General features: G+C 32.1%; 22 protein-coding genes. 4 read left to right on the top strand and 18 right to left on the bottom strand.

Annotated features, from left to right (window positions below):
- Positions 1 to 114 precede the first annotated feature (114 nt).
- Both MHH98_RS07770 and MHH98_RS07765 read right to left on the bottom strand, forming a co-directional pair.
- Complete coding sequence (locus MHH98_RS07770; protein WP_038185719.1) at positions 115 to 2,556, bottom strand: ABC transporter permease; 2,442 nt, start codon at positions 2,554 to 2,556, stop codon at positions 115 to 117.
- On the bottom strand, positions 2,525 to 3,229 hold the full coding sequence (locus MHH98_RS07765; RefSeq protein WP_038185721.1) for an ABC transporter ATP-binding protein: 705 nt from the start codon (positions 3,227 to 3,229) through the stop codon (positions 2,525 to 2,527). The genes MHH98_RS07770 and MHH98_RS07765 overlap by 32 nt, the downstream gene beginning before the upstream one ends.
- Before the next feature lie 293 nt (positions 3,230 to 3,522).
- Between MHH98_RS07765 and MHH98_RS07760 the strand changes: the two genes are divergently transcribed.
- Entirely contained in the window at positions 3,523 to 3,897 is a 375-nt protein-coding gene (locus MHH98_RS07760; RefSeq protein ID WP_076035528.1) for a hypothetical protein, read from the top strand.
- Positions 3,898 to 4,020: 123 nt separating this feature from the next.
- The gene (locus MHH98_RS07755) at positions 4,021 to 4,287 is read left to right on the top strand and encodes a hypothetical protein (protein ID WP_340712402.1); all 267 of its coding nucleotides are present in this window, start codon (positions 4,021 to 4,023) and stop codon (positions 4,285 to 4,287) included.
- A 249-nt stretch (positions 4,288 to 4,536) separates the two neighbouring features.
- On the opposite strand, the gene MHH98_RS07750 is transcribed toward MHH98_RS07755, so the two are convergent.
- From MHH98_RS07750 to MHH98_RS07730, 5 genes are all read right to left on the bottom strand, one after another.
- Positions 4,537 to 5,061 (bottom strand): GNAT family N-acetyltransferase, encoded by a 525-nt coding sequence (locus tag MHH98_RS07750; RefSeq protein WP_038184983.1) that lies wholly within the window; start codon positions 5,059 to 5,061, stop codon positions 4,537 to 4,539.
- A 167-nt stretch (positions 5,062 to 5,228) separates the two neighbouring features.
- Positions 5,229 to 5,654 (bottom strand): hypothetical protein, encoded by a 426-nt coding sequence (locus MHH98_RS07745; RefSeq protein WP_235175731.1) that lies wholly within the window; start codon positions 5,652 to 5,654, stop codon positions 5,229 to 5,231.
- Between the two features lie 538 nt (positions 5,655 to 6,192).
- On the bottom strand, positions 6,193 to 6,693 hold the full coding sequence (locus MHH98_RS07740; protein ID WP_235175732.1) for a DUF402 domain-containing protein: 501 nt from the start codon (positions 6,691 to 6,693) through the stop codon (positions 6,193 to 6,195).
- 262 nt (positions 6,694 to 6,955) lie between these two features.
- Positions 6,956 to 7,417, bottom strand: a complete 462-nt coding sequence (locus tag MHH98_RS07735; protein WP_038179214.1) for an NUDIX domain-containing protein — start codon at positions 7,415 to 7,417, stop codon at positions 6,956 to 6,958.
- A gap of 444 nt (positions 7,418 to 7,861) precedes the next feature.
- The gene (locus MHH98_RS07730; protein WP_038181003.1) at positions 7,862 to 8,725 is read right to left on the bottom strand and encodes a hypothetical protein; all 864 of its coding nucleotides are present in this window, start codon (positions 8,723 to 8,725) and stop codon (positions 7,862 to 7,864) included.
- Positions 8,726 to 8,975: 250 nt separating this feature from the next.
- Here MHH98_RS07730 and MHH98_RS07725 point away from each other — a divergent pair, with 250 nt between their 5' ends.
- Entirely contained in the window at positions 8,976 to 9,617 is a 642-nt protein-coding gene (locus MHH98_RS07725) for a hypothetical protein (protein WP_038181001.1), read from the top strand.
- A gap of 603 nt (positions 9,618 to 10,220) precedes the next feature.
- On the opposite strand, the gene MHH98_RS07720 is transcribed toward MHH98_RS07725, so the two are convergent.
- The 6 genes from MHH98_RS07720 to MHH98_RS07695 form a co-directional block, all read right to left on the bottom strand.
- Complete coding sequence (locus MHH98_RS07720; RefSeq protein ID WP_164491927.1) at positions 10,221 to 10,391, bottom strand: hypothetical protein; 171 nt, start codon at positions 10,389 to 10,391, stop codon at positions 10,221 to 10,223.
- A gap of 249 nt (positions 10,392 to 10,640) precedes the next feature.
- Positions 10,641 to 10,835: a hypothetical protein gene (locus MHH98_RS07715; protein ID WP_038184549.1), complete on the bottom strand. Its 195-nt coding sequence runs from the start codon at positions 10,833 to 10,835 to the stop codon at positions 10,641 to 10,643.
- Between the two features lie 121 nt (positions 10,836 to 10,956).
- Positions 10,957 to 11,676: a UDP-N-acetylmuramyl pentapeptide phosphotransferase gene (locus MHH98_RS07710; protein ID WP_038184552.1), complete on the bottom strand. Its 720-nt coding sequence runs from the start codon at positions 11,674 to 11,676 to the stop codon at positions 10,957 to 10,959.
- A gap of 358 nt (positions 11,677 to 12,034) precedes the next feature.
- Entirely contained in the window at positions 12,035 to 12,481 is a 447-nt protein-coding gene (locus tag MHH98_RS07705) for an SRPBCC family protein (RefSeq protein WP_076065789.1), read from the bottom strand.
- A gap of 443 nt (positions 12,482 to 12,924) precedes the next feature.
- The gene (locus MHH98_RS07700; RefSeq protein WP_076065788.1) at positions 12,925 to 13,572 is read right to left on the bottom strand and encodes a peptidylprolyl isomerase; all 648 of its coding nucleotides are present in this window, start codon (positions 13,570 to 13,572) and stop codon (positions 12,925 to 12,927) included.
- 331 nt (positions 13,573 to 13,903) lie between these two features.
- Positions 13,904 to 14,209 (bottom strand): NIPSNAP family protein, encoded by a 306-nt coding sequence (locus tag MHH98_RS07695; RefSeq protein ID WP_038184571.1) that lies wholly within the window; start codon positions 14,207 to 14,209, stop codon positions 13,904 to 13,906.
- Positions 14,210 to 14,560: 351 nt separating this feature from the next.
- Between MHH98_RS07695 and MHH98_RS07690 the strand changes: the two genes are divergently transcribed.
- Positions 14,561 to 14,734 carry a hypothetical protein gene (locus MHH98_RS07690; RefSeq protein ID WP_340712400.1) on the top strand — a complete coding sequence of 58 codons (174 nt, stop codon included), beginning with the start codon at positions 14,561 to 14,563 and terminating at the stop codon, positions 14,732 to 14,734.
- A gap of 151 nt (positions 14,735 to 14,885) precedes the next feature.
- Here MHH98_RS07690 and MHH98_RS07685 read toward each other — a convergent pair whose 3' ends face one another.
- From MHH98_RS07685 to MHH98_RS07665, 5 genes are all read right to left on the bottom strand, one after another.
- Entirely contained in the window at positions 14,886 to 15,716 is an 831-nt protein-coding gene (locus MHH98_RS07685) for a GNAT family N-acetyltransferase (protein ID WP_038184574.1), read from the bottom strand.
- Positions 15,717 to 15,909: 193 nt separating this feature from the next.
- Positions 15,910 to 16,215, bottom strand: coding sequence for a hypothetical protein (locus MHH98_RS07680; protein WP_038184578.1), 306 nt, complete (start codon positions 16,213 to 16,215; stop codon positions 15,910 to 15,912).
- 273 nt (positions 16,216 to 16,488) lie between these two features.
- Positions 16,489 to 18,003 (bottom strand): osmoprotectant update ABC transporter permease/substrate-binding subunit OpuFB, encoded by a 1,515-nt coding sequence (gene opuFB, locus MHH98_RS07675; RefSeq protein WP_038184581.1) that lies wholly within the window; start codon positions 18,001 to 18,003, stop codon positions 16,489 to 16,491.
- 4 nt (positions 18,004 to 18,007) lie between these two features.
- A complete protein-coding gene (locus tag MHH98_RS07670; protein ID WP_038184584.1) occupies positions 18,008 to 18,961 on the bottom strand; it encodes an ABC transporter ATP-binding protein in 954 nt (317 codons plus the stop codon).
- A gap of 584 nt (positions 18,962 to 19,545) precedes the next feature.
- The gene (locus tag MHH98_RS07665) at positions 19,546 to 20,460 is read right to left on the bottom strand and encodes a LysR family transcriptional regulator (protein ID WP_340712399.1); all 915 of its coding nucleotides are present in this window, start codon (positions 20,458 to 20,460) and stop codon (positions 19,546 to 19,548) included.
- Between the last annotated feature and the right edge of the window lie 93 nt (positions 20,461 to 20,553).

The following is a 20,553-nucleotide window of genomic DNA, read 5'->3' as shown; positions in this document are numbered from 1 at the left end:
AGCACTGTCTAAATATAATTTTAAATTTCCGCTTCAGTTGTCGATAATTGTAAAGAAAAAATATCTAATAATATACTTATTCAAGGTCAAAAAACTTAGGCAATCGTCAATATGTTAGACGTTAATATTTTTTTCACCCTTAGGAATAATAATGAAATTTTTAGAAATTAGAACAATGAAAATTACAAAAATCAATATTACTGAAGAGGATAATATCCCTACTACAATCCAGCCTATCGTAGCCTCAGTGTTAAATAAGATAATACAGCTAGTGATTAAGCCTAAACATATAGAGAAGCTCGTCCACACTAAGGTTTCTTTTGATAAATGAAGTAGTATTCTCCTCTCAGACCACCCAATAATATGATACATGTTAAATTCTGATTTTCGTGTATAAAATAAAGTATTTAAGCATTCACTTAATCCTAAAATAGATAGAATAAAGGCAGAAATTAAAACTAATAGTTGGAATCCAAAAATACCATCAACAGTAAATTGCCCTAATGTAGATTCTTGCGATTTATTTATTGTACTTCCAAAACTCGCTATTTGAACTACTATTAACATTGTAGAAATAAATAGAATTACCATAGTAGGCATAATAATATCCCTATAATAGAAAAGAGATGGTGAATGTTTATAAGCTTCCAAACGTTTCATTCTGTTTTTCTTAATTGTAAATATAATATTTATCAGCAGAAAAGCTATAATTAAGATACCTGAAGAAATGAAATATGCACTTACTTCTAACTTTATTATTGCCATAAATGAAACACTTAACATATATGCTATGAAAAGTAAAAAATATTGTTCAAGGTAATTTCTTCGGATAATTTTTTCACGTGGCCAACCTATTATAGTTAATAATTCATCTTCTTTTTCCAAAGAATTCTTTTCAAATAGAAGACGGGATACAAACCATACAAGAACAAAAGTAACAAATAATATTGTAGTTAATAGTATTAAACCATTCCAATTCTCTTCTAATTCTTGGGCAACTCCTAAAGTAGTCCACGGAGCTACTACCTTTCCTATTCCTTCAACATCTAATGTCGCATTTTTAAAAGAAGAGCCCGCAACAATATCTACTTCATAACCATCTTGGAGTAGTTCAGTTGCTATCTTTTCTATTTTTTGCTGTGCTTGTTTATTATATTTAGAAATACCTGCGACTCGTACTCTTATTGCGTCTATAGGCTTTGACCCTTTAAGAATCTCCGCCGATTTAAGCGTAATCAAACCACCAGCAGGTTGAGGAATGAAGCTTCCAGGTACAGTAGTAGGTTTTAGTACTTGTCCTTTCTCCGTCTTTATTTCAGAAGTTGCATAAATTCCCATAGGGCTTGATGAGAGTTTACTTTCTTTATCAACTTTTGGTGAAAATGTCCCTACTTGCTCAATAAGGAATTTAGGTTTCACCCCATTGTATAAACTTTCTCCTTTTTTCACTATCTTTTTATAGGATGGAGGTTGCCCATTTTCAATTATTTTTATGTTTAAAATATCATTTTCACTATTATAATCCAGTTTTTCAGCCGTATAATAAACAGTAGTTTCTCCTCTATCTGAAGCAAAGTCAGAAGCCAAATCTACTTTAAATTGATTATTTATTTTAACAGCAGTTCCATCAAATGGTTTTTGAAAAGAAGTAAGATCTATTTCATGTTCAGAAGTAGAGGCGGTTTTTTTCTTATTTAATTCTCCAATTACCTGTTTAATTTTATTTCTCTCAGCTGACATAAGCCAATCTTCTTCTGTTAATGAAAGCTTTTTACGGTAGTCAGAAATATCAAGCTCGATTGTATCTGCTTTTAATTTCATCTTAATTGGAATATTAATATCTTCCCTTTGAATGACTTTAATAACAGGAATATTTCCAAAGGTTTTAATTATTACATCAAGTGAAAATGAATCAAACTCATTTTTCAATTCTGAGTAGTCAACATTCGTTAGATTCTGCTCACTTTCAATATCTATGGCTGCTAATAAATGATAAGTTTGTGGAAGCATAACATCCAGCGTAGCGCCAGACGCAGTTTCATTATGAAGAACCTTTAAATACTGAGTATTCCCAGGTTCCGATTCTTTGAAGTATACTAAGCTTTGAGGTTCGCTAAGTGAATATTCTTTTTGTCCATCTGAAGTATAGAATTCCCATGTAAATCTAGTGGATTCATCTAATTGTGGTAGTTCGACTGATGTTTTTTTACCGCTAAAATATCCGATTGATGCGACAGGTGCTGCAACTTCAATGGCGGGGTTCTGTTTGATTTTTTCCCATTCCTGAATGGATATACCACCTTGGCTATCCCCTATGTAATTTTCTTCTACCATACCAACTTCTTTTTCTACTTTTGTTCTTGAATGATTTGGTCTTACTAAAATATCATAAGTGCCTCTACCTTGTTCTGCAATTGAATTATCAACAGCTAATTTTGTTTCATTAGTATTTTGAAAACCTATTGGTATCAGTAGAAAAATTCCAAAAAGAGCTAAAATGATTGTAAAGGAAACCAACTTTCTACTAATTATTCGATTCCAAACTAAACGCATCATTTTTTTTCATCCTCTCTTCCAATATCCCATTAGATAACTTGTAGATTATATCTCCTCGATTTGCCACCTCTTCATCATGCGTCACCATTATGATTGTCTTTCCAGAATTTTTAAATTCACTTAATAAGTCTAGAATTATATTACGATTATTAATATCTAAATTCCCTGTTGGTTCATCACAAATGAGCACTTTAGGATTGGCAATTAGCGCCCGTGCTATCGCAATTCTTTGCTTTTCACCTCCAGATAAGGCTTCGGGTAATCTATTAAACATTTGTTCTTTAATTCCTACCATTTCTAATTGACTCTTTGCTTTAGTGTATAGGGATTTTTTTGGCTCATCATAAATTAACGGTAATGCTACATTATCCAATACTGAGTAATGTGGTAATAGTTTAAAATCTTGAAATATAAACCCAATATTAAGTCTCCTATACTCACTTTTCACTTTATCCTTTAGACTATAAATATTTACTCCTTCGTAAATAATTTCACCTTCATCGGGTTGTAAGAGCCCCGCGACACAATTTAAAAATGTCGATTTTCCGGTGCCGGAAGGACCAATTATCGTATACCACTGACCTTTATCAATACTTAATGATATGTTATTAAGTATTTTCACTTTATCCGAAAGGTGGGTATATGTTTTGCTTAAGTCTCTGATTTCTATCATGGTAGTTCCCCTCCAATTTCTTTTTGTTTCTTAAATTATTAAATCCCAATCAGTATTTAATACATTTTTCTAATAGGTACCCTTAAATAAAATATTGTATAATTTTACAATATTTTCATATTGTTAATTATAAATGAATATTCAGTTTTTTGGTAGCCTCTATTATTCCAAAAACATATCTTGATACTTTAAAGAACAGACAATAATTTTAGAAGCAACACTATGAACAACTATCCGTGCGGTAAACGTTTATGCACTATATAATAAAATAAACTCATATTAAATTGGATGTGATGAAATGGAAACAATTCATATTCCTATCGACGCTGAACGTATTATTAGTACTTCTAGTAAGGGCGATCGATCAATCGAAATGGCGTATCGGAAACAAGTGGGTCAAACAAAATGCGCGAGGTTATGAGGGACAAGCAGAAGTATTGACTTCACTCGTACTTGAATGCTCAACTCTTACCCCCTCTAAATTTGTCGTCTATTACCCATGTATCATTCAATTAGCTGACGGTGAACAATTTGACGGCTGCTATTCACTCGATTTTCGTGGTACAAAACAGGAAGTTACAATTGAGCGCTTATTTGAAGCAAATTTCAGCTCTACTGATTCTATTACAAGTAACAAAACATGCTTTCGATGCACTTATTCTAAATGAAGATCGGCACACGAATAACATTTTATTCTTATATGACCCAAAATAAAAAACATGGGAGCTGGCACCGATTTTTGATAACGGACTTAGCCTATTGATGATTTTAACAAACAATTTTCACCGAATATGGAAGGGCATATTAGCTTAGAAGAAATAGAACATTGGCTAAAATGGCGTACCTTCCCTCCTACTCGGGTCAACGCAAAAGAATTACTGGCTTCACTGGATATGCAATCTAATATTCGCTGGGGCATTGTACGAAAAACACATGGAGTCATGGCAGATGATGAAATTTGGATTCGTTTTAAAGGTGAAACACTCACCCATAGAGATGTCTACTTACGCAAAGATTTATACTATCCTGAAGAACCGATTCGTTCTGAACTTCAATAAGTATAAACAGATTCAACTAAAGAAATAGGTTATTTAGTAAAACAAAAAGAAGAGGGGGATAAATTTTATAAAGACCTAATTTTTTAAAAAATAGAAAAATTAAATGGTTCTACATATTAGATATGACTAATATGTAGAACCCTTTCTTCTTTTACTAAAGCACCCATTAGTTTAAGTACATTTCTTCACAAACAAAAATATAACCAAATATAGTAGCACCCCGTTTGAAAAAGGTTGAACAAAAAAAGGTTAAACAAATTTATACATTAGTATATCATCCACATATAAGTCATCACTGAACTTAACTTCTTTAATTTTACGTCCTTCTTCAACAAATCCCATACTTTTGTACAATTCGATAGCTCTTTGGTTTGTTGATAATACACCTAAACTAACTTTTTCTATTAATGTGTTATTCTCCGCCCAGTTTAAAAGTTCTTTTATCAGAAGTTTACCAATGCCCTGATTGCGATACTCTTTTTTAACCATTGCCGTAAAAGAACCAGTGTGAGAAAGCCTTTTAGTACTTTTTGAGCGAAAAACAATCATACCAACAATCTGCCCTCTGCATTCCGCTACGATTAGCTTTTCTTTATTGTTCTCTAAAATTTTCTCGATCCAGTTTCTTAGTTGCTCCGATGTTTGTTCATACTCTTCTATTACCGAAATCATAAATTCACCTTCTGAAAGAACCTCCTTTTGTAGTTCTAACACAGCTTCTGCATCATTTATGTTTCCTTTTCTTAGGGATACTTGGATACTTCTTTTCGTCATCTTTATTCCCCCTTACCTTTGCATATCTTGATATTACTTCTACAAATAGAAGTAAACTCCTTCTTAAACTAACCTGCTTCGTTAGTTCAAGAAAGAAAAAAAGAGCTGCATATGCAACTCAATGATCTTCAAGTAAAGCACCCGTTAGTTGAATAAGGAATAGCAGTTTAATGGTATCGAAACCAAACAAACCATCCTTTTTCCTTACTTTTAGCTAAAAATATTTGACCTTGGGCTAAGTCAGCTCCAGGTGCTTTGGGGAAATCTAAACGTACAAGCCATGACTTTTCAGCAATTTCTTTGCCACAAAAGGTTTTAGCCATTCCAAAATAGTCTTCTTCTATTTTATTACCAACTGTTTTAGGAAAAGGTTTGGCAGTTACTACATTCCACTTAGTATATAGGTCAGGTAAATCATCTAATCCAGTTCCATAAGTTTTTGGTATTAAAGTATTTAACGCTTCTATTACCTCTTTTTTATCCTTAAGCGATGTTTTCTCTAATTCACTTAATACAGGACAATTTTTAGGCTGTGCATAAGCTTCAAATGATATCAAAGTAAATAAAGATATGATTAAAATCAGTACATACATTTTTTTTAAGATAAATTCACCTCTTTTCTAATTACTATCTCCAATTAGAAAAGAATTATTAATCCTTCTTCAACTAACCTGCCCTGTTAGTTATATAAGAAAAAAGAGCTGCATATGCAACTCAATGATCTTCAAGTAAAGCTACCCGTTACTTCAATAGGATTTTTAATGAAGTCCATATCTTAGAATCTGTTCTCTGATTACCTCATTGCCAAATGTAAACCATATTAAAAGCAAGAAAACTATTACTCCCATCACAACACTAAACCATGCAAAATACTTATTTTCCTTATTTATTAAGGGATATAGAACAATTAACAACGTACCAAAAGCAAGTGTAATTACGACCGAAAGTTGTCCTGTTAGTGTTTCGAAAATCATATAATACCTCCATTCCTAGGAATACTTTAACATTATTTATTGATGCCTTGTTCAACTAAACTGCCCCGTTAGTTCAATAAAGAAAAAAGAGCTGCATATGCAACTCAATGATCTTCAAGTAAAGCACCCGTTAGTTGAAGATAAATTGAACTATTTTTCATTTATTTAATAATGAATTGAATTCATTATTAAATGGAAAGCTACCTTTTGCAACTTTCTGTTTTAATCTTTCTAATGCCTTTAATGCTTCATTTTTCAGTTCTTCTGGATATTGATATTTAATACTATTTACTTCAAATTCATCCTCATCTATAACTTCCCAGTTTTTGTTTTTTCTTTTTATTAAATCTAAATCCAAATCTATAAAACTAAGTTCATTGAGATTTAAAACAGAAGGCATTGCTATGTTGCAATATGTTGAAACTACTACTCCTTCTTCAACTTCCATTGCTGCTGTATACCATTCTTTCAAGGAAAAATACTCTATCGAGGTATTATTTATTGTATATACGTCATTTTTAGAGTGATGTATTAATTTTCTTCCTGATTTGCAAAGTACAAGTATGTAATTATTCGTTTTTTCTAGAATTTCTCCTTCCCATTCATAATGAAGGACGTTTGGAAATTTTAAGGCTTTAATTTTTAGGATATTACTCAAAATTATTCTCCTCCAAATATATTTTATATAAATTTCGCCGTATTACAGATAATTTCCTTCTTCAACTAAACTGCCACGTTAGCATAAGTACATTTCTTCACAATCTTAACGAAACAATTAATAAAGTCACTCCATAATCTGGCCCGATTGTTGAACAATAAGTTAAACAACACTCTTCAACTAAACTGCCCCGTTAGTTGAATAAAAAAAGAACCGTCTGAACAGCTCAAAGATCTTCTATTAAAGCTCTTGTTAGTAAAAGTTAATTTATATCTCCAAGATACACTGGAGAATTTTCACCATTCAAATATCCAATTATGTATTTTCTTAACTCCTTTGGGTATAGCCTGTAATTTAATAAATCCTCAATACGAACCCACTCAACACCTACCTGATGATTATCAGGATTTGTTGGTTTTATTGAATTTTCAGTTCTGCTTAGCTGACACAAAAAATAATATTCTATTTGATGAACATCAAAATCAAATTCAGCGTATTCATGATTTTTCCCTATATACTCCCTGATATGTAATAATTCTTGGATATCTATATTAAGTCCAATTTCTTCAATACATTCTCTTTTTAAAGTGGTATAGAATGTTTCACCATGATCTTGACCTCCACCAGGACAAAGAAAAAAATAACCCTCGTCATCTTGATTTTTAGTTAATAATATTTTTTCCCCATCTAAAATAATTGCCTTTACTGAGTTTCTAACTTTCATATCTTTCCCTCCTTTCTTTTTGGCTATATCCAAATTATAGCATTTCTTATTCAACTAAATTGCACCGTTAGTTCAATAAGAAAAAGGCTCTACTCCTTATTGAAGTAAAGCACCCGTTAGTTTAAGAAGAACAGCGACGCTTATTAAACAATAGCGCCCGATTGTGGAAGATAATAAGCACATGTCTTCTTTAACTAACTTAACATTAGTTGAAGAAGATTCATTCTATCCCCTTAAATCCCCAATAGTTTTTTTGGGAAAATAATTATTTAATCCATATAATTAAATGTATGATTGGACTTTGTGATAATTCAATATCATGCGCCTTTCCTGTCTCGAGCTTTTCTCGATATAAGTAATATGAGGAAGTTTATTACTAATAGGAATAGTACCACGTGTATTTTGGGTCAACTCCAGTTAAGTAATTCAACCTAAAATTCTATTCTATTTTGTAGCTGCGTAATCACCATAGTAGTAAGTTCTATCTAAATCATCATATTTAGGAGTAGCAATTATGGTATATTTACCGTTTTTATCGACTTCAAACAAAGCAACATTATTATATTCCCATCCCACAAAATGATCTGGATTTGAATCATCTACTAACATATCTATGTTGTATATACCTTTTGTTAATACTCCACTCTTTTGAAAGTCCTCAATTAGATCCTTGGCCTTTGGAATAGGATGTTTATTTTTATTTATATCAAATTCAAATAGAAAATTAACCACACCTACATACCTGCTATTATAATTTTCACGTCGGGGGTCACTTGGTATTAATGTAGGTAAAAGATCAATAGTATCAATCTTTTGAGTCTTTTTAAAATCATCAAGTAGCTCTTTAGAATCATTTATATTAAACTCCATGTTATCGTAAGGAAATATACGAATAGGACCATTTTCTTCTGGGACAGTTTTATTAGGATATTTTACTAACCCATAATTTTTTATGATCTGTCTCATTACTTGAACTACTTCTGGATGTTGCTCAATATATGCACCCTTGAATTGTTCGAAATAGATATCACTACTTTCCTCTTTTAAAATTTTCAAAGTATCTCTTTTAATCATTAGGGACGGATAAGCACGATACGGCTTTTTCATTTCTATATAAGTTTGATGGTCAATACCTTCAAACCAATTATTAGTTGTCTTAATAATAGAAAACTCATCTTGTATTCCATAGTTTGTTTTTAAATATTCTTGTATTGGTTGATTCAGATCATCTTTAGAGAAACATCCACTAATAATTAGGATTGATGTACTTGCTAAGATGACTTGAATCAATCTTTTAATACTCTTCATTTTCCAAACTCCGTTTCCTAAATTTTAATAATATTATAACATTTTCCATTAAACTAAACTGCCCCGTTAGTTCCATAAGAAAAAGGCTCTACTCCTTATTGAAGTAAAGCCCTCCGTTAGTTGAATAAGCACATACTTTATTCAGAAAAGGTAACAATACAATCAATTCGATAAAGTCGTAAAGAGGTGTATTGAAGAAAATGAAAAAGATGTTAATCGTTTTTATACTATCCCTAGGAGGGAGAAATTAATGAAGAAAAATCTTTTACTTCTCTTCATTTGTGTATTTTTAGTTAGTTGTCAACAAAGTACAGACCAAGATACTACGATGGATTCGAACATAGAATCAGAAGTTGCTTTTTTCCCTGACATAGAAATGGGCTTAACATTAAAAGAAGCACTTGAAATGGCCCATAAAGAAGCACTTAAATGGAATAAAGAAGCGATGTTATATAGTGGAACTAGTGTTGACAAGGATAAAGTGCCAACAGGAATGGACGGCAGAAGAAAAAATTGGAACATCGAATTTGGTATACCGGGTAAGACAGACTTTTATCTAGTAACTATCCGAGACGGAAAGGTACTAGATAAAGTGCATGTGCCTAATGAAATGGACGCTATGCCTAAAAATCAATTTATTTCTAAAGTTGAAGATTTTAAGTATGATACACCTGAATTACTAAAAGTGGCACTAAAAACCACCAAAATATATCCAGGAGACACTTTTGCTAAGGGATATAATTTTGGTTTCACTAAACACCTGAAAAAAAACGTTCCAATTGTGCAGGTTATCGGTTGGGATAAGGCCAAGAAAAATATGATTTATTTAATGTTCAACGCAGTAACAGGAAAGCTAGAAGATAATTTGGAAAGAGAACAATATAAAAACTAAAAGGGGTTGTATTCATGAAAAAATATGCGGTTATCTCCATCCACAAACCAGCGATTCGATAGAGGCTTTGTATGCTCTATCCACAACAAGAACAAGTTAACTCCATTACGGAATAAGAAAAAGATGCCCAGGAAAGGCAGCCGATTCTTAAACTAAAGCACCCCGTTAGTTGAATAATAAAAAATTCCGTTTAATGCGTCAACAGTAGCATTAGCGGAATGTATTTAAGGAGTTGATACGTGAGATGATTTTTCAACACGTGATGTAACAAATTCCTTGTTCAACTAAACTGCCTCGTTAGTTTGAATAAAAAAAGAGCTGTCTAAATAGCTCCAAGATCTTCTACTAAAGCACCTGTTAGTTTTGAATTACTTATTTTTTTTAGGGTAAATTTTATTGAGAATATGGTATATTATCCAAAATGGTAGAGGTAAAGATACTATGAAAACCCTTTGGTCAGCAGGTAATACATAAAGTAAAATAAACATTAAAATTATGAAAGGTATTAAGAGTGGCCAATAAATTTTTTTATTTACATTAAACAATTTTAATTCCACTTCCTTTATATACTATTAACTATTAATTATACGTGCTTTACCCATTCTAATTTTTTATTTGTTTGGCATTTATAAAAAAGGTTGTTCCCATTAAAAATATGCCTAAACAAATGAACATAGCAATCCCTGAATATTCATCTTCAAATACTGTTGTGTTAACCAAAATAACTAACATCATTAGTACAAGTGATACATATAAGCCTTTAATGTATTTCATAAGTTATTCCTCCTCATTAAAACCTTAATAGCAGTCCTGTTCTTTGACTATTTGGATTATTGACGATACTTCACTTTAATATTAACACTAATTTACTTTGTTTGAAATTTAATACAAATAAACCGGAACTGAGCTTATTCAACTAAACTGCCCCGTTAGTTGAAGAAGAAAAAAGAGCTTTCTGAACAGCTCATAGAGCTTCTACTAAAGCACCCGTTAGTACAATAAGAAATTTACTTTATTAGCCGTTTATTTGAATTCTTTATAATTATCTATATAGAACGCAACATAACCGCAATTCGGACAAACAGACGCTTTTGGTTTTTCAGACACTTTGTTGAACAGTCCTTTACCCTTTTTAAATATTTTTATTCCATACATAACACCTTCAACATTAACGCCACAATCTTTAACCATTTCACTTTGACATTGATTGCATTTCAACTTGAAAACCACCTTTAATTTTTTAAATGCTTATATATAGAGATATAGACAACATTATTAAACTCCCATAACATACTTGTTCAACTAACCTGCCCCGTTAGTTCAAGAAGAACTTTTGTTTCTAAATAAAGCGATATTTACGTGAAGATTGCGTGATAACCAAAAGAATCGTTAACCCAACAATGAGATACCAAATTATATTAGAAGGAAAAATGAACATTAATACACCAAATAAAATAGCTGTTAAAGAGCTAACTGTAATTGATTGTACACTCGTAATTTTATCTTGAATTAAATAATATAAAGTAAGTGGTAGTGCTAACGTAAATATAGGAATATAAATTGTTACTATAGATGTTTTAAATAAGCATATTGAAAGTACTGCTATTATAAAACCTATTGACGTAGAAAGTGTTCTTCCTACAAATGCTTTACCCGAAAAGTAGCCATATAGTAGTACAAACATAATTGATAAAATACCACAAATTCCCGTTATTGAAACAAATGAATATCCCATGATGAAAGCCGATATGGAAAGACAAACTAACGAAATACAAGGAAACAGCAATATTAAAGGATTTTGCTCTTTTCCCATATTCATTACATTTGTAAAACCTACAAGAAATAATAAGGAAAATGGGATAGTCAAATACCCTAATTCTATATAATTACCATAAATTAGATTAAAATAACTAATCTCAAGTTTACCGACTATTATTATTACAAGTGCCGCACCAATTTGACCAAGCAACATCCAAATGCTTGATAATTTTAATGCTTGAGTGAGCTTAGTTGTAATTACAATTAATACCAGACCCATAATTAAAGCTAAATATAACAAACTTTTCCCTCCTTAATATTTTTAAACTGCCCCAGAGTTGAAGATTCAGATAACGGCATTATCCAAATTGAATTATACAGTATATGGGAGAAGTAATGCAGATTCTATCGTTTTACTTGTTCAACTAACCTGCCCCTTTAGTTGAATAACTAAGTTTTATTTTACCATTATTATCCACCTAACAGTTTGGAAAATATGAATATTTTATCTGTGGTAAATGAAAATAACCCCGCTAAATGCGGAGCTATTTGAGTATTTGATTGCGTGATTCAAACGGAACAGCTTAACTGAAACGGTTTTTTCTTTTTGAAAATTTCACCTAAAGCTCCCTTTGCTTTAAGTGAACATACTAAAAACATTATAATTGTTTTTCAGCGCACTGTTTCAATGCCTTCATTTGTTTCTCTAAACCTTTTTTCATAAATACACGAAAAAGGATACTTAATATCTTTCCTGAAACAGTCTTAGCTGTTAATTCTTCTGAAATATAAAGAATACTGGAATTAGGACTAATTTTTTGAAGGTTATATGAAACATTGATTAAGAAAGTAGGATGATTCATTTGAATACTTATTCTATTATTTTTATTGTATTCAGTAACTTGTCCTTCATACTCTTGAATACGGTTTCCTTCTCTTAACTTTTGTTTAAACTTCACACCAACCGGATTACTAATATCAAACTTCGTTAAATACTCAGTTCCTTCTAATCCTGTCATCCATTCTTTTTGTTTATCATTATCTTCTAAGTAAGAGAATACTACCTCAATAGGGGCTTGAATCTCCGTTTGACTTTTTATTAACAATGTTTTGTACCTCCAATTATCAGCAGTGGTCATTATCGAATGCTACCATCTTCATGATTTGTAATAGTCCCTTCGACATCGAAAAAAACAATTTTACAACTTTTATAACCCCTAAAAATCTCCCTATAAAGTTCTATAATAGTAGTTGCTTATCTAATATTCGCTCTCCCTACAAAGAATCCTTCTTCAGCTAACCTGCCCCGTTAGTTGAATAAAAAAAGAGCTGTCTAAACAACTCAAAGATCTTCTACTAAAGTACCGTTTAGTACAATAAGAATAAATGGAACTATTTTATTAATTCTTCTCCTATCAAAATTCGAAATAGGTTAATCGAATCTATCTTTGTTAATTTCACAAATCTTGTTTCACTCAAAAGAAAACCCTCCCATACAATTGTTTACAGCAGAATAGCCTAATTCAGGGAGGGAAATCTATTCAATTTATTATTTTTGCACTTCTGGCTTTGGATAATCGAAGCCTTTCGTATCCACTTCAACCTTTTTCATTTTTTGTTCTTTCAATGGTTTATCGGATTCATTGCGCTCCGCATTAACGATTTCATCAACAACGTCCATACCTTCTGTTACCTTACCAAATGCCGCATACTCGCCATCCAATTGTTCAGAAGTATCTACCATGATGAAGAATTGTGAGCCTGCAGAGTTTGGATCCTGTGAACGTGCCATTGATACGACACCACGATCGTGCTTTAAATTATTTTCAAAGCCATTTGATAAGAATTCGCCTTTAATCGCATAATCAGGCCCTCCCGTACCATTTCCAGTTGGGTCGCCACCTTGCACCATAAATCCAGGGATAACTCGATGGAAAATCAAGCCATCATAGAAACCTTCTTTTACTAATGATACAAAATTCGCAACCGTATTTGGTGCTACTTCTGGATATAATTCCATGACGATTTTTTTATCATTTTCCATCGTAATTGTCACAATAGGTTTTTCCTTTACCTCAGAAGCATAGTTCGGTGTATCCTTCTTCTTTTCAACATCTTTTGATGCACCACAGCCTGTTAAAGCAACTACAGCTAATACGCTAAGCACTATATACGCTAATTTCGACTTTGCAACCATCTCTCTATATCCCCCAGTCACATGATTCTTTTCTTAAAAACTATATCATAGAAGACTAGAAAAAGAATACATGAACTAGAATTCATAAAGAACTGGGGTAAACGTAGCACATGAGAATTTATCGCATATCAATAAGCATCCGAAGTAAAAAAACCACACGTACTTATGATACAGTTCACCTAAACTAATATTAAACTGTAGTACTGCTTTTTCCTTGACCATCTATCTCTATTGTTAAATGATAGAACATACACTTTCTTCATATATCATGCCCCTTTAGTTGAAGAAGAAAAAGAGTTGCCTAAGCAACTCCTTTAGCTTTAACGTATATTCACTTAAATACTGGGCGCATAAAACTTCTCTCATAACTTAAAATACATTTAGTATCTTCTGCAAATTTAAATGCTACTTGACATTCTTCATCCAATGCCATTTTCACCCGGTACTCTTCGTATGCTGTTAAACTTGGGAAAGTGAAGAAGGCATAAGCAATATTATTAGCACCCTCATGCGGAAGAAAATAGCCATGATGTGTACCACCTAATTTATTTACAAGTGGAATCCACATCTTACCGTATTCTTCAAATTCATTTACTTTATAAGGGTCAATAACATACTTCAAATAACATGTAACCATTTTTTCCCTCCTTAAATCTTTTTTTCATCATAACATATACTTCAACTAAAATGCCCCGTTAGTTCAATAAGAAAAAAGCTTCACTCCTTCTTGAAGTAAAGCCCCCGTTAGTTGAATAATCACCTTTTCTTTTATTGCAAATTTGGGTCGTAATATTCACCACTTATAAAAATTTCATCTTTACCACTAAAAGTCTACTTGCCGTTTTCATATGTTATCTATCCAATTTGTTACGCAAAATGTCCGAATTGACTATCAATTCCTATCCTCAATCGACTAGATATAGATTGCTTTTAATTTATCCTTACTAACCGTATAATTAAGAAACTATTTGAAAAGGAGGTTAAAAAAATGAAACATAATCCTTTGCATCAATGGCAAAAAGACCATAATAAACGGGTAATAGATTTCCATAAAAATCACGCGTTAGAATTAGAACATAGCGAAAATGGGAACGGGTTGTTAGCTAAATGGGAAAGATTTGTCTACAACAAAGGAAAAGCTCTTTTTAAATCTGTCAAATAAATTTTTATAAATTAACTGTTCCTTTTTAGGACAGTTCTTTTTTGATTTTTGACGTATGAATTGATATGTGATTTGTTTCAATGCGCCATAAAAAGAATGGAATTCTCATATCTTTTGTTCAACTAACCTACCCCGTTAGTTCAATAAAAAATCACTCAAAAAGGAAATAATACCCTATATAATTAAATACATTTCTGAATCCTATATTTTCTGCAACTGCAATAGACGGCTTATTCACTTCCATACAATCCCAATACGGAACCAGATTACTCTCCAAGCAATCTTTTACAACACTATGGGCTAATTTTTGAGCTAATTTTTTTCCTTGATGCTCCTCTAAGGTTTCAATACCTATACAATGTACATTTCCAACAACAAAACCTGAAAAACAAACACTTACAATTTCATTTTTGTAAACAATACAATAACCAATACCATCACCAAAGAAACTCTCAGGTGAAGCCCAAAACTCTAAAATTTTGGAGTGTAAAAATTCAATGTTTATTATTGGACCATCATTATTATCAAAGAAAGTATCGGAGATTTTTACAACTTCATATCCTTGTTCAATAGCAGGTTCATTGCTAGCTTTATAATCAACTTTATGTACCTCATAAACCCTCTGATTCCAGCTTCCTAACTTACGATGTTCAAACACTTTTTCGATAGTCTTATTCCATTTTATGTGGTTACCAATTCCTTCAAAGCAATTTAATCGGACTTTCTTTGCTTCTGGTATGATTACTCTATCAATAAAATTGTTTAATTCATTATTAAACGCTTCATTTTCTGCATTTCCAATAAAGAGAAATCCATCATTATTCCCTAACCAAACGAATCCAGAGGTAGGGGAAACGCTATCATCTACAAATACACGACCAGGATTAACTCCTTCGATTACCGCTATTATTTCCAATTGCCCCTTCTCATTAACTATACCTCTACACTTATAAAAATCACTTTTATTTAATTCAGAAATCATACGATATTTCTCCTCCCTATACATTTCTAATCTAACTCTACCATAATTAACAATATATCCCTTGTTAAACTAAACTGCCCCGTTAGTTGTATAAAAAAAGAGCTGTCTGAACAGCTCAACTATATTGTACTAAAGCACTCGTTAGTTGATGTTAGGAAACGAATAGTACATTGCACAACTTCACTATAAGATATTACTCAACTAATTCAACAGTAAGAGTAGAAATACCAATTGGTGCTGTTTCTCGTATAGTACCATCGTAACCGACTTTCACCTTATCACCAACCTGAAATGTTTCATCAGGATTCTTTGCAAGATTTACAGCAATTATTCCATAAACTGCATACTCTTCATCTTCAGATACATAAACTACGGCACTCTGTCCATTAATCTCTTCAATCACTCCTGTAAAAGTTGCTTTTATTTCACTCTCCGACCATACAAATAATAAACTGCCGCATAGTAGAAATGTAAAAATCAAAAGAAATTTAATTTTCAAAATACATTCATCCTTCAAAACAATATTTTTTTCATTCTTCACTGATTAATTCTACAAATAGAATAAAAAATCTTTCGTACATTGATATATATTCATTTTTATCTGTTTCATCACAATCTCCATAGTGATATTATCATAAATTCCCAACAAAAAACCCACCTCTAAAAATCTATAGAGGTGAGATGTTTATAATCAAACTTTATTACAAATTATCAAACTTTTTTACAAAGATACAGCTACCTCTCATTTTTTGTGGGAAATGAATATATCTACTTACAATAAACCCGCTTTTTTTAAAAATTCATGTGCTACTTCTGATGCCTTTCTACCTTCTACATTTACTTGATAATTCATTTGACGCATTTCATCCTCAGTTATTTGATCGGCCAGTTTATTTAATGCTCTTTCAATTTCAGGATGTTTTTTTATTGTTTCTTGTTTTAATAATGGTGCACCTTGATAAGGAGGAAACAAATGCTTGTCGTCTTCTAAAACAATTAAATTGTATTGTCTAATATCACTATCGGTTGAATAGGCATCTAGTAAATCTATATCTCCAGATTTTACAGCCTGATATCTCAGCTTTGGTTCCATTGTAGTAATATTGGAAAGAGAGAGATTATATAGCTTTTGAATACCTCGATAACCATCTTCCCGATCATTAAACTCCATTGTAAACCCTGCTTTTATATTTTCTTCAGCTGCCTTTACATCTGAAATGTTCTTCAAATCGTATGTTTTTGCTGCCTCTTCCGAAACAGCCAATGCATAAGTATTGTTGTACTTCATAGGACTAAGCATTACCATGTCAAATTTTTTCAGCATACCTTCTTGTGCTTGCCTATAAACATCATCTTGGTTGTTATTTATCGCTTTCTCTTTCAAAAATTCTGAAATGGCTGTACCAGTAAATTCGGGATAAATGTCGACACTTCCCGATTTCAATGCATTAAACACAAATGAAGTCTTACCTAAACCAGGCTTTAATTGAACATTCAAATCGGTCTCGTCTTCAATAAGTAATTTATACATATTGATAAGAATTTCAGGCTCTGATCCAAGTTTACCCGCAATGACTATCTCTTCTTTTTCATTGATATTCATTAGAGGAAGGAAAATCATTAATAATGCCGTAATACTAATAGCGCTCAATGCTATTACTGTTTTTTTAAATGAAAGTGATTCAAGTTTTTTTAGTAAAAAGTCAAATGCTAACGCTAATAGTGCAGCTGGTGCAGCTCCCAAGACGATTAATGCTGTATTATTTCGGTCAATACCTAGTAAAATAATATCTCCTAGACCCCCTGCACCAATTAATGCCGCCAATGTAGCTGTCCCTACTATTAAGACCATGGCGGTCCTGATCCCTGCCATCATAACAGGCATGGCGAGAGGAAGTTCTACTTTCATTAACCTCTTTCGAGTGTTCATACCCATTGCCATTGCTGCTTCTTTTAGTGACGCATCTACCTCATTTATCCCTGTGTATGTATTACGTAGGATTGGTAAAAGTGCATAAACAACTAATGCTATTATTGCTGGTATCTTACCTATACCAAACAGCGGAATTAACAAGCCTAGCAATGCTAAGGAAGGGATTGTTTGCAGAACCGCACTTATGCCAATTATACTTTCTGCTATTTTTTTCTTATTTGTTAAGTAAATGCCTAAAGGTATCGCAATAACAACCGCAAAAAAGAGAGCAATAAAAGATATTTGAATATGTTCAAGTAAAGAGGCAAAGAGCTGTCCTTTACGTTCATTAAAAACATCTACTAAATTCGTCATATGCTTAACCTCTTCCTGAAGAATCTATAGCTAAATACCTTATAATCGATTCTCTCGTTATAATACCTATAATTTCACCGTTCTGATTTACCGATATGGCTTCATGATCTACCAAATTATTAAGTATTTCTTGTAGTGAATCATTTACGGAAACTTTGTGTAATACTTGCAAATAGACATTTTCTTTTGATATGGGTTGGATAATACTTTCTATATTGAATGTATCTTTAAAATCTTGATTAAGGCCAATAAATTCTCTAACAAAATCATTGGCCGGACTTTGCATAATTTCTTGGGGTGTACCGAGCTGTACAATTTCTCCATCCTTCATCACACATATTCTATCTCCTAGTTTTAGTGCTTCTTGCATATCGTGTGATACAAAGACAATTGTTTTCTTAATTGTTTGTTGTAGATCGAGCAAGTCATCTTGTAACTTAGTACGACTAATCGGATCCAATGCACTAAATGGTTCATCCATAAGAATGATTTCAGGATCTGCTGCTAATGCACGAACAACTCCCACTCTTTGTTGTTCTCCTCCTGAAAGCTCTGCAGGTTTTCGCTGACTATATTTATCTGCTTCAAGACCGACCATATTTAATAACTCATGAACTCGCTGCTGAATTTGTTCTCTACGCCATTTCTTCAGTTCTGGAACAATGGCAATATTCTCTTCTATCGTCATATGTGGAAAAAGTGCAATTTGTTGGAGAACATATCCGATATTCCAACGTAACTCATTTATGTTATAATCACTTATTCTTTTTCCTTCAATTTTAATAGTTCCTTCTGTCAAACGAATTAATCGATTGATCATTTTTAGTAATGTCGTTTTCCCACAGCCACTTGGACCTATAATGACAAAGAATTCACCTTTCTTTATTTCCAAATTGAGATAGTTAACTGCTGGTTGATTGTCATCATACCTTTTAGATACATTCTCAAATACAATCATTTCATTACCTCCTTCTAGTACCGTAGTGGTTTCTAACTCGGTCTCATCGATTCAAGTTGTTTTGCACATTCCTACCGACAATCCATATTATTCAGATTACTTGTATTTCACATTTTATATACTCGTATTGAATAAATAAAATACAAAAGGTGAATACGGAGTTATATGCATATATGAATACCTCGTTTATATCTTCTTTAAACCTATATTAAAACTTCTAAATAACCATTTCTATATCAAATATTGATAAGCTCTTATTTTATTTGATATTTTCCTTGCATTTCTGATTTAATAGCGTATAATATATATTTAGGTGCCAAACCTACGTAATGATTGTTTTCGAACTTTCGTTACAAACTAAGATTCCATAACGACTCGGATTGTCGGGAATCTTTTTCTTTTTTCTAGCAGGCAGATGAGCGCCTGCTTTTTTTATGCCGTTTTTCAAATGAATATCCACTTCTTATTCATATTACTAAGTAATGTACAGTAATAAAAACCCTTTAAAATACTAAAGTCCATACTACTTAATCGTAGTGTGGACTTTTTAAGTTCTTTATATCCTCCTTAACCTCTCTACTCATCTACTCAATACTAGAATGTCTATTAAATAATTTATACTGTTCACAAGCAATCTGTATGAAATCTTCTAAATAAGAGAAGATATATTTATCCTTATGCCACGCAAGCTCAGTAAATACGGATTCCATTGTAATAGTTGTCTCTAGATTTTTTAGTACTCCATTTTCTAACTCTTTTTCAACTGTCATTTTCGGTAACAATGTCATTCCTAATCCAGCAATCACACACTTCTTGATTGCTTCAATACTAGAAAACTCTATTATTTGATCCGGATAAATACCTTTTAAATGACATTGATATTCGAATTGATTTCGATATGAGCAGCCTTCCTCCGTTAATAATATCGTTTCTTGGGCTACGTTCTGTATGGCTAAAATATTATTTTGAGTTATATGATGTGTTGGTGCTACTACAAATACCAAATCTTCCTCGATTAATTCCTTTTTACAAAGCATTGGTGTGTCTTTACGTGTATCCGTAATAAAAGCCAAATCGAGATTACCTGATTGCAATAAATCCTTGGCAACATCAATTGTATGGACTGGCTTAAAAACTATTTTCACTTTCGGATGTTGGCTTCTGAACAATTGCAAAATTTTAGGTAATCGATAAGTGCATTGACTTTCCTGTGCCCCAATTGTTAAAGTCACATTCGTTTCATCTTGATTAGTTATTGCTTCTCTCATGTTTTCATCTAGATCTACCATCTTTTGTGCATATTGTTTTAATTGGATACCAGCATCTGTTAAATAAATTCGTTTTCCTAGACGCTCAAATAAAGGAACCCCTAATTCACCTTCTAAAGACTTGATTTGAGCGGTAATACTAGATTGTGCATAATCCAATATTTCCGCTGTTTGTGTAAAATTCAATGTTTTAGCAGCAGTTAAAAATGTATGTAAGTGCTTAATATCCATATCTCACACTCCTAAATCGGTTTTACCGATTAATTTAATCGAATTATTCATCTTTATTAATAATGAATTTAAGTTTAAGCTTTTTATAGAAGA

Origin of the sequence: Viridibacillus sp. FSL H8-0110 (genome assembly GCF_038003565.1) — a bacterium.
Lineage (GTDB): Bacteria > Bacillota > Bacilli > Bacillales_A > Planococcaceae > Viridibacillus > Viridibacillus arenosi.
This window is presented reverse-complemented; position numbering and strand designations above follow the sequence as displayed.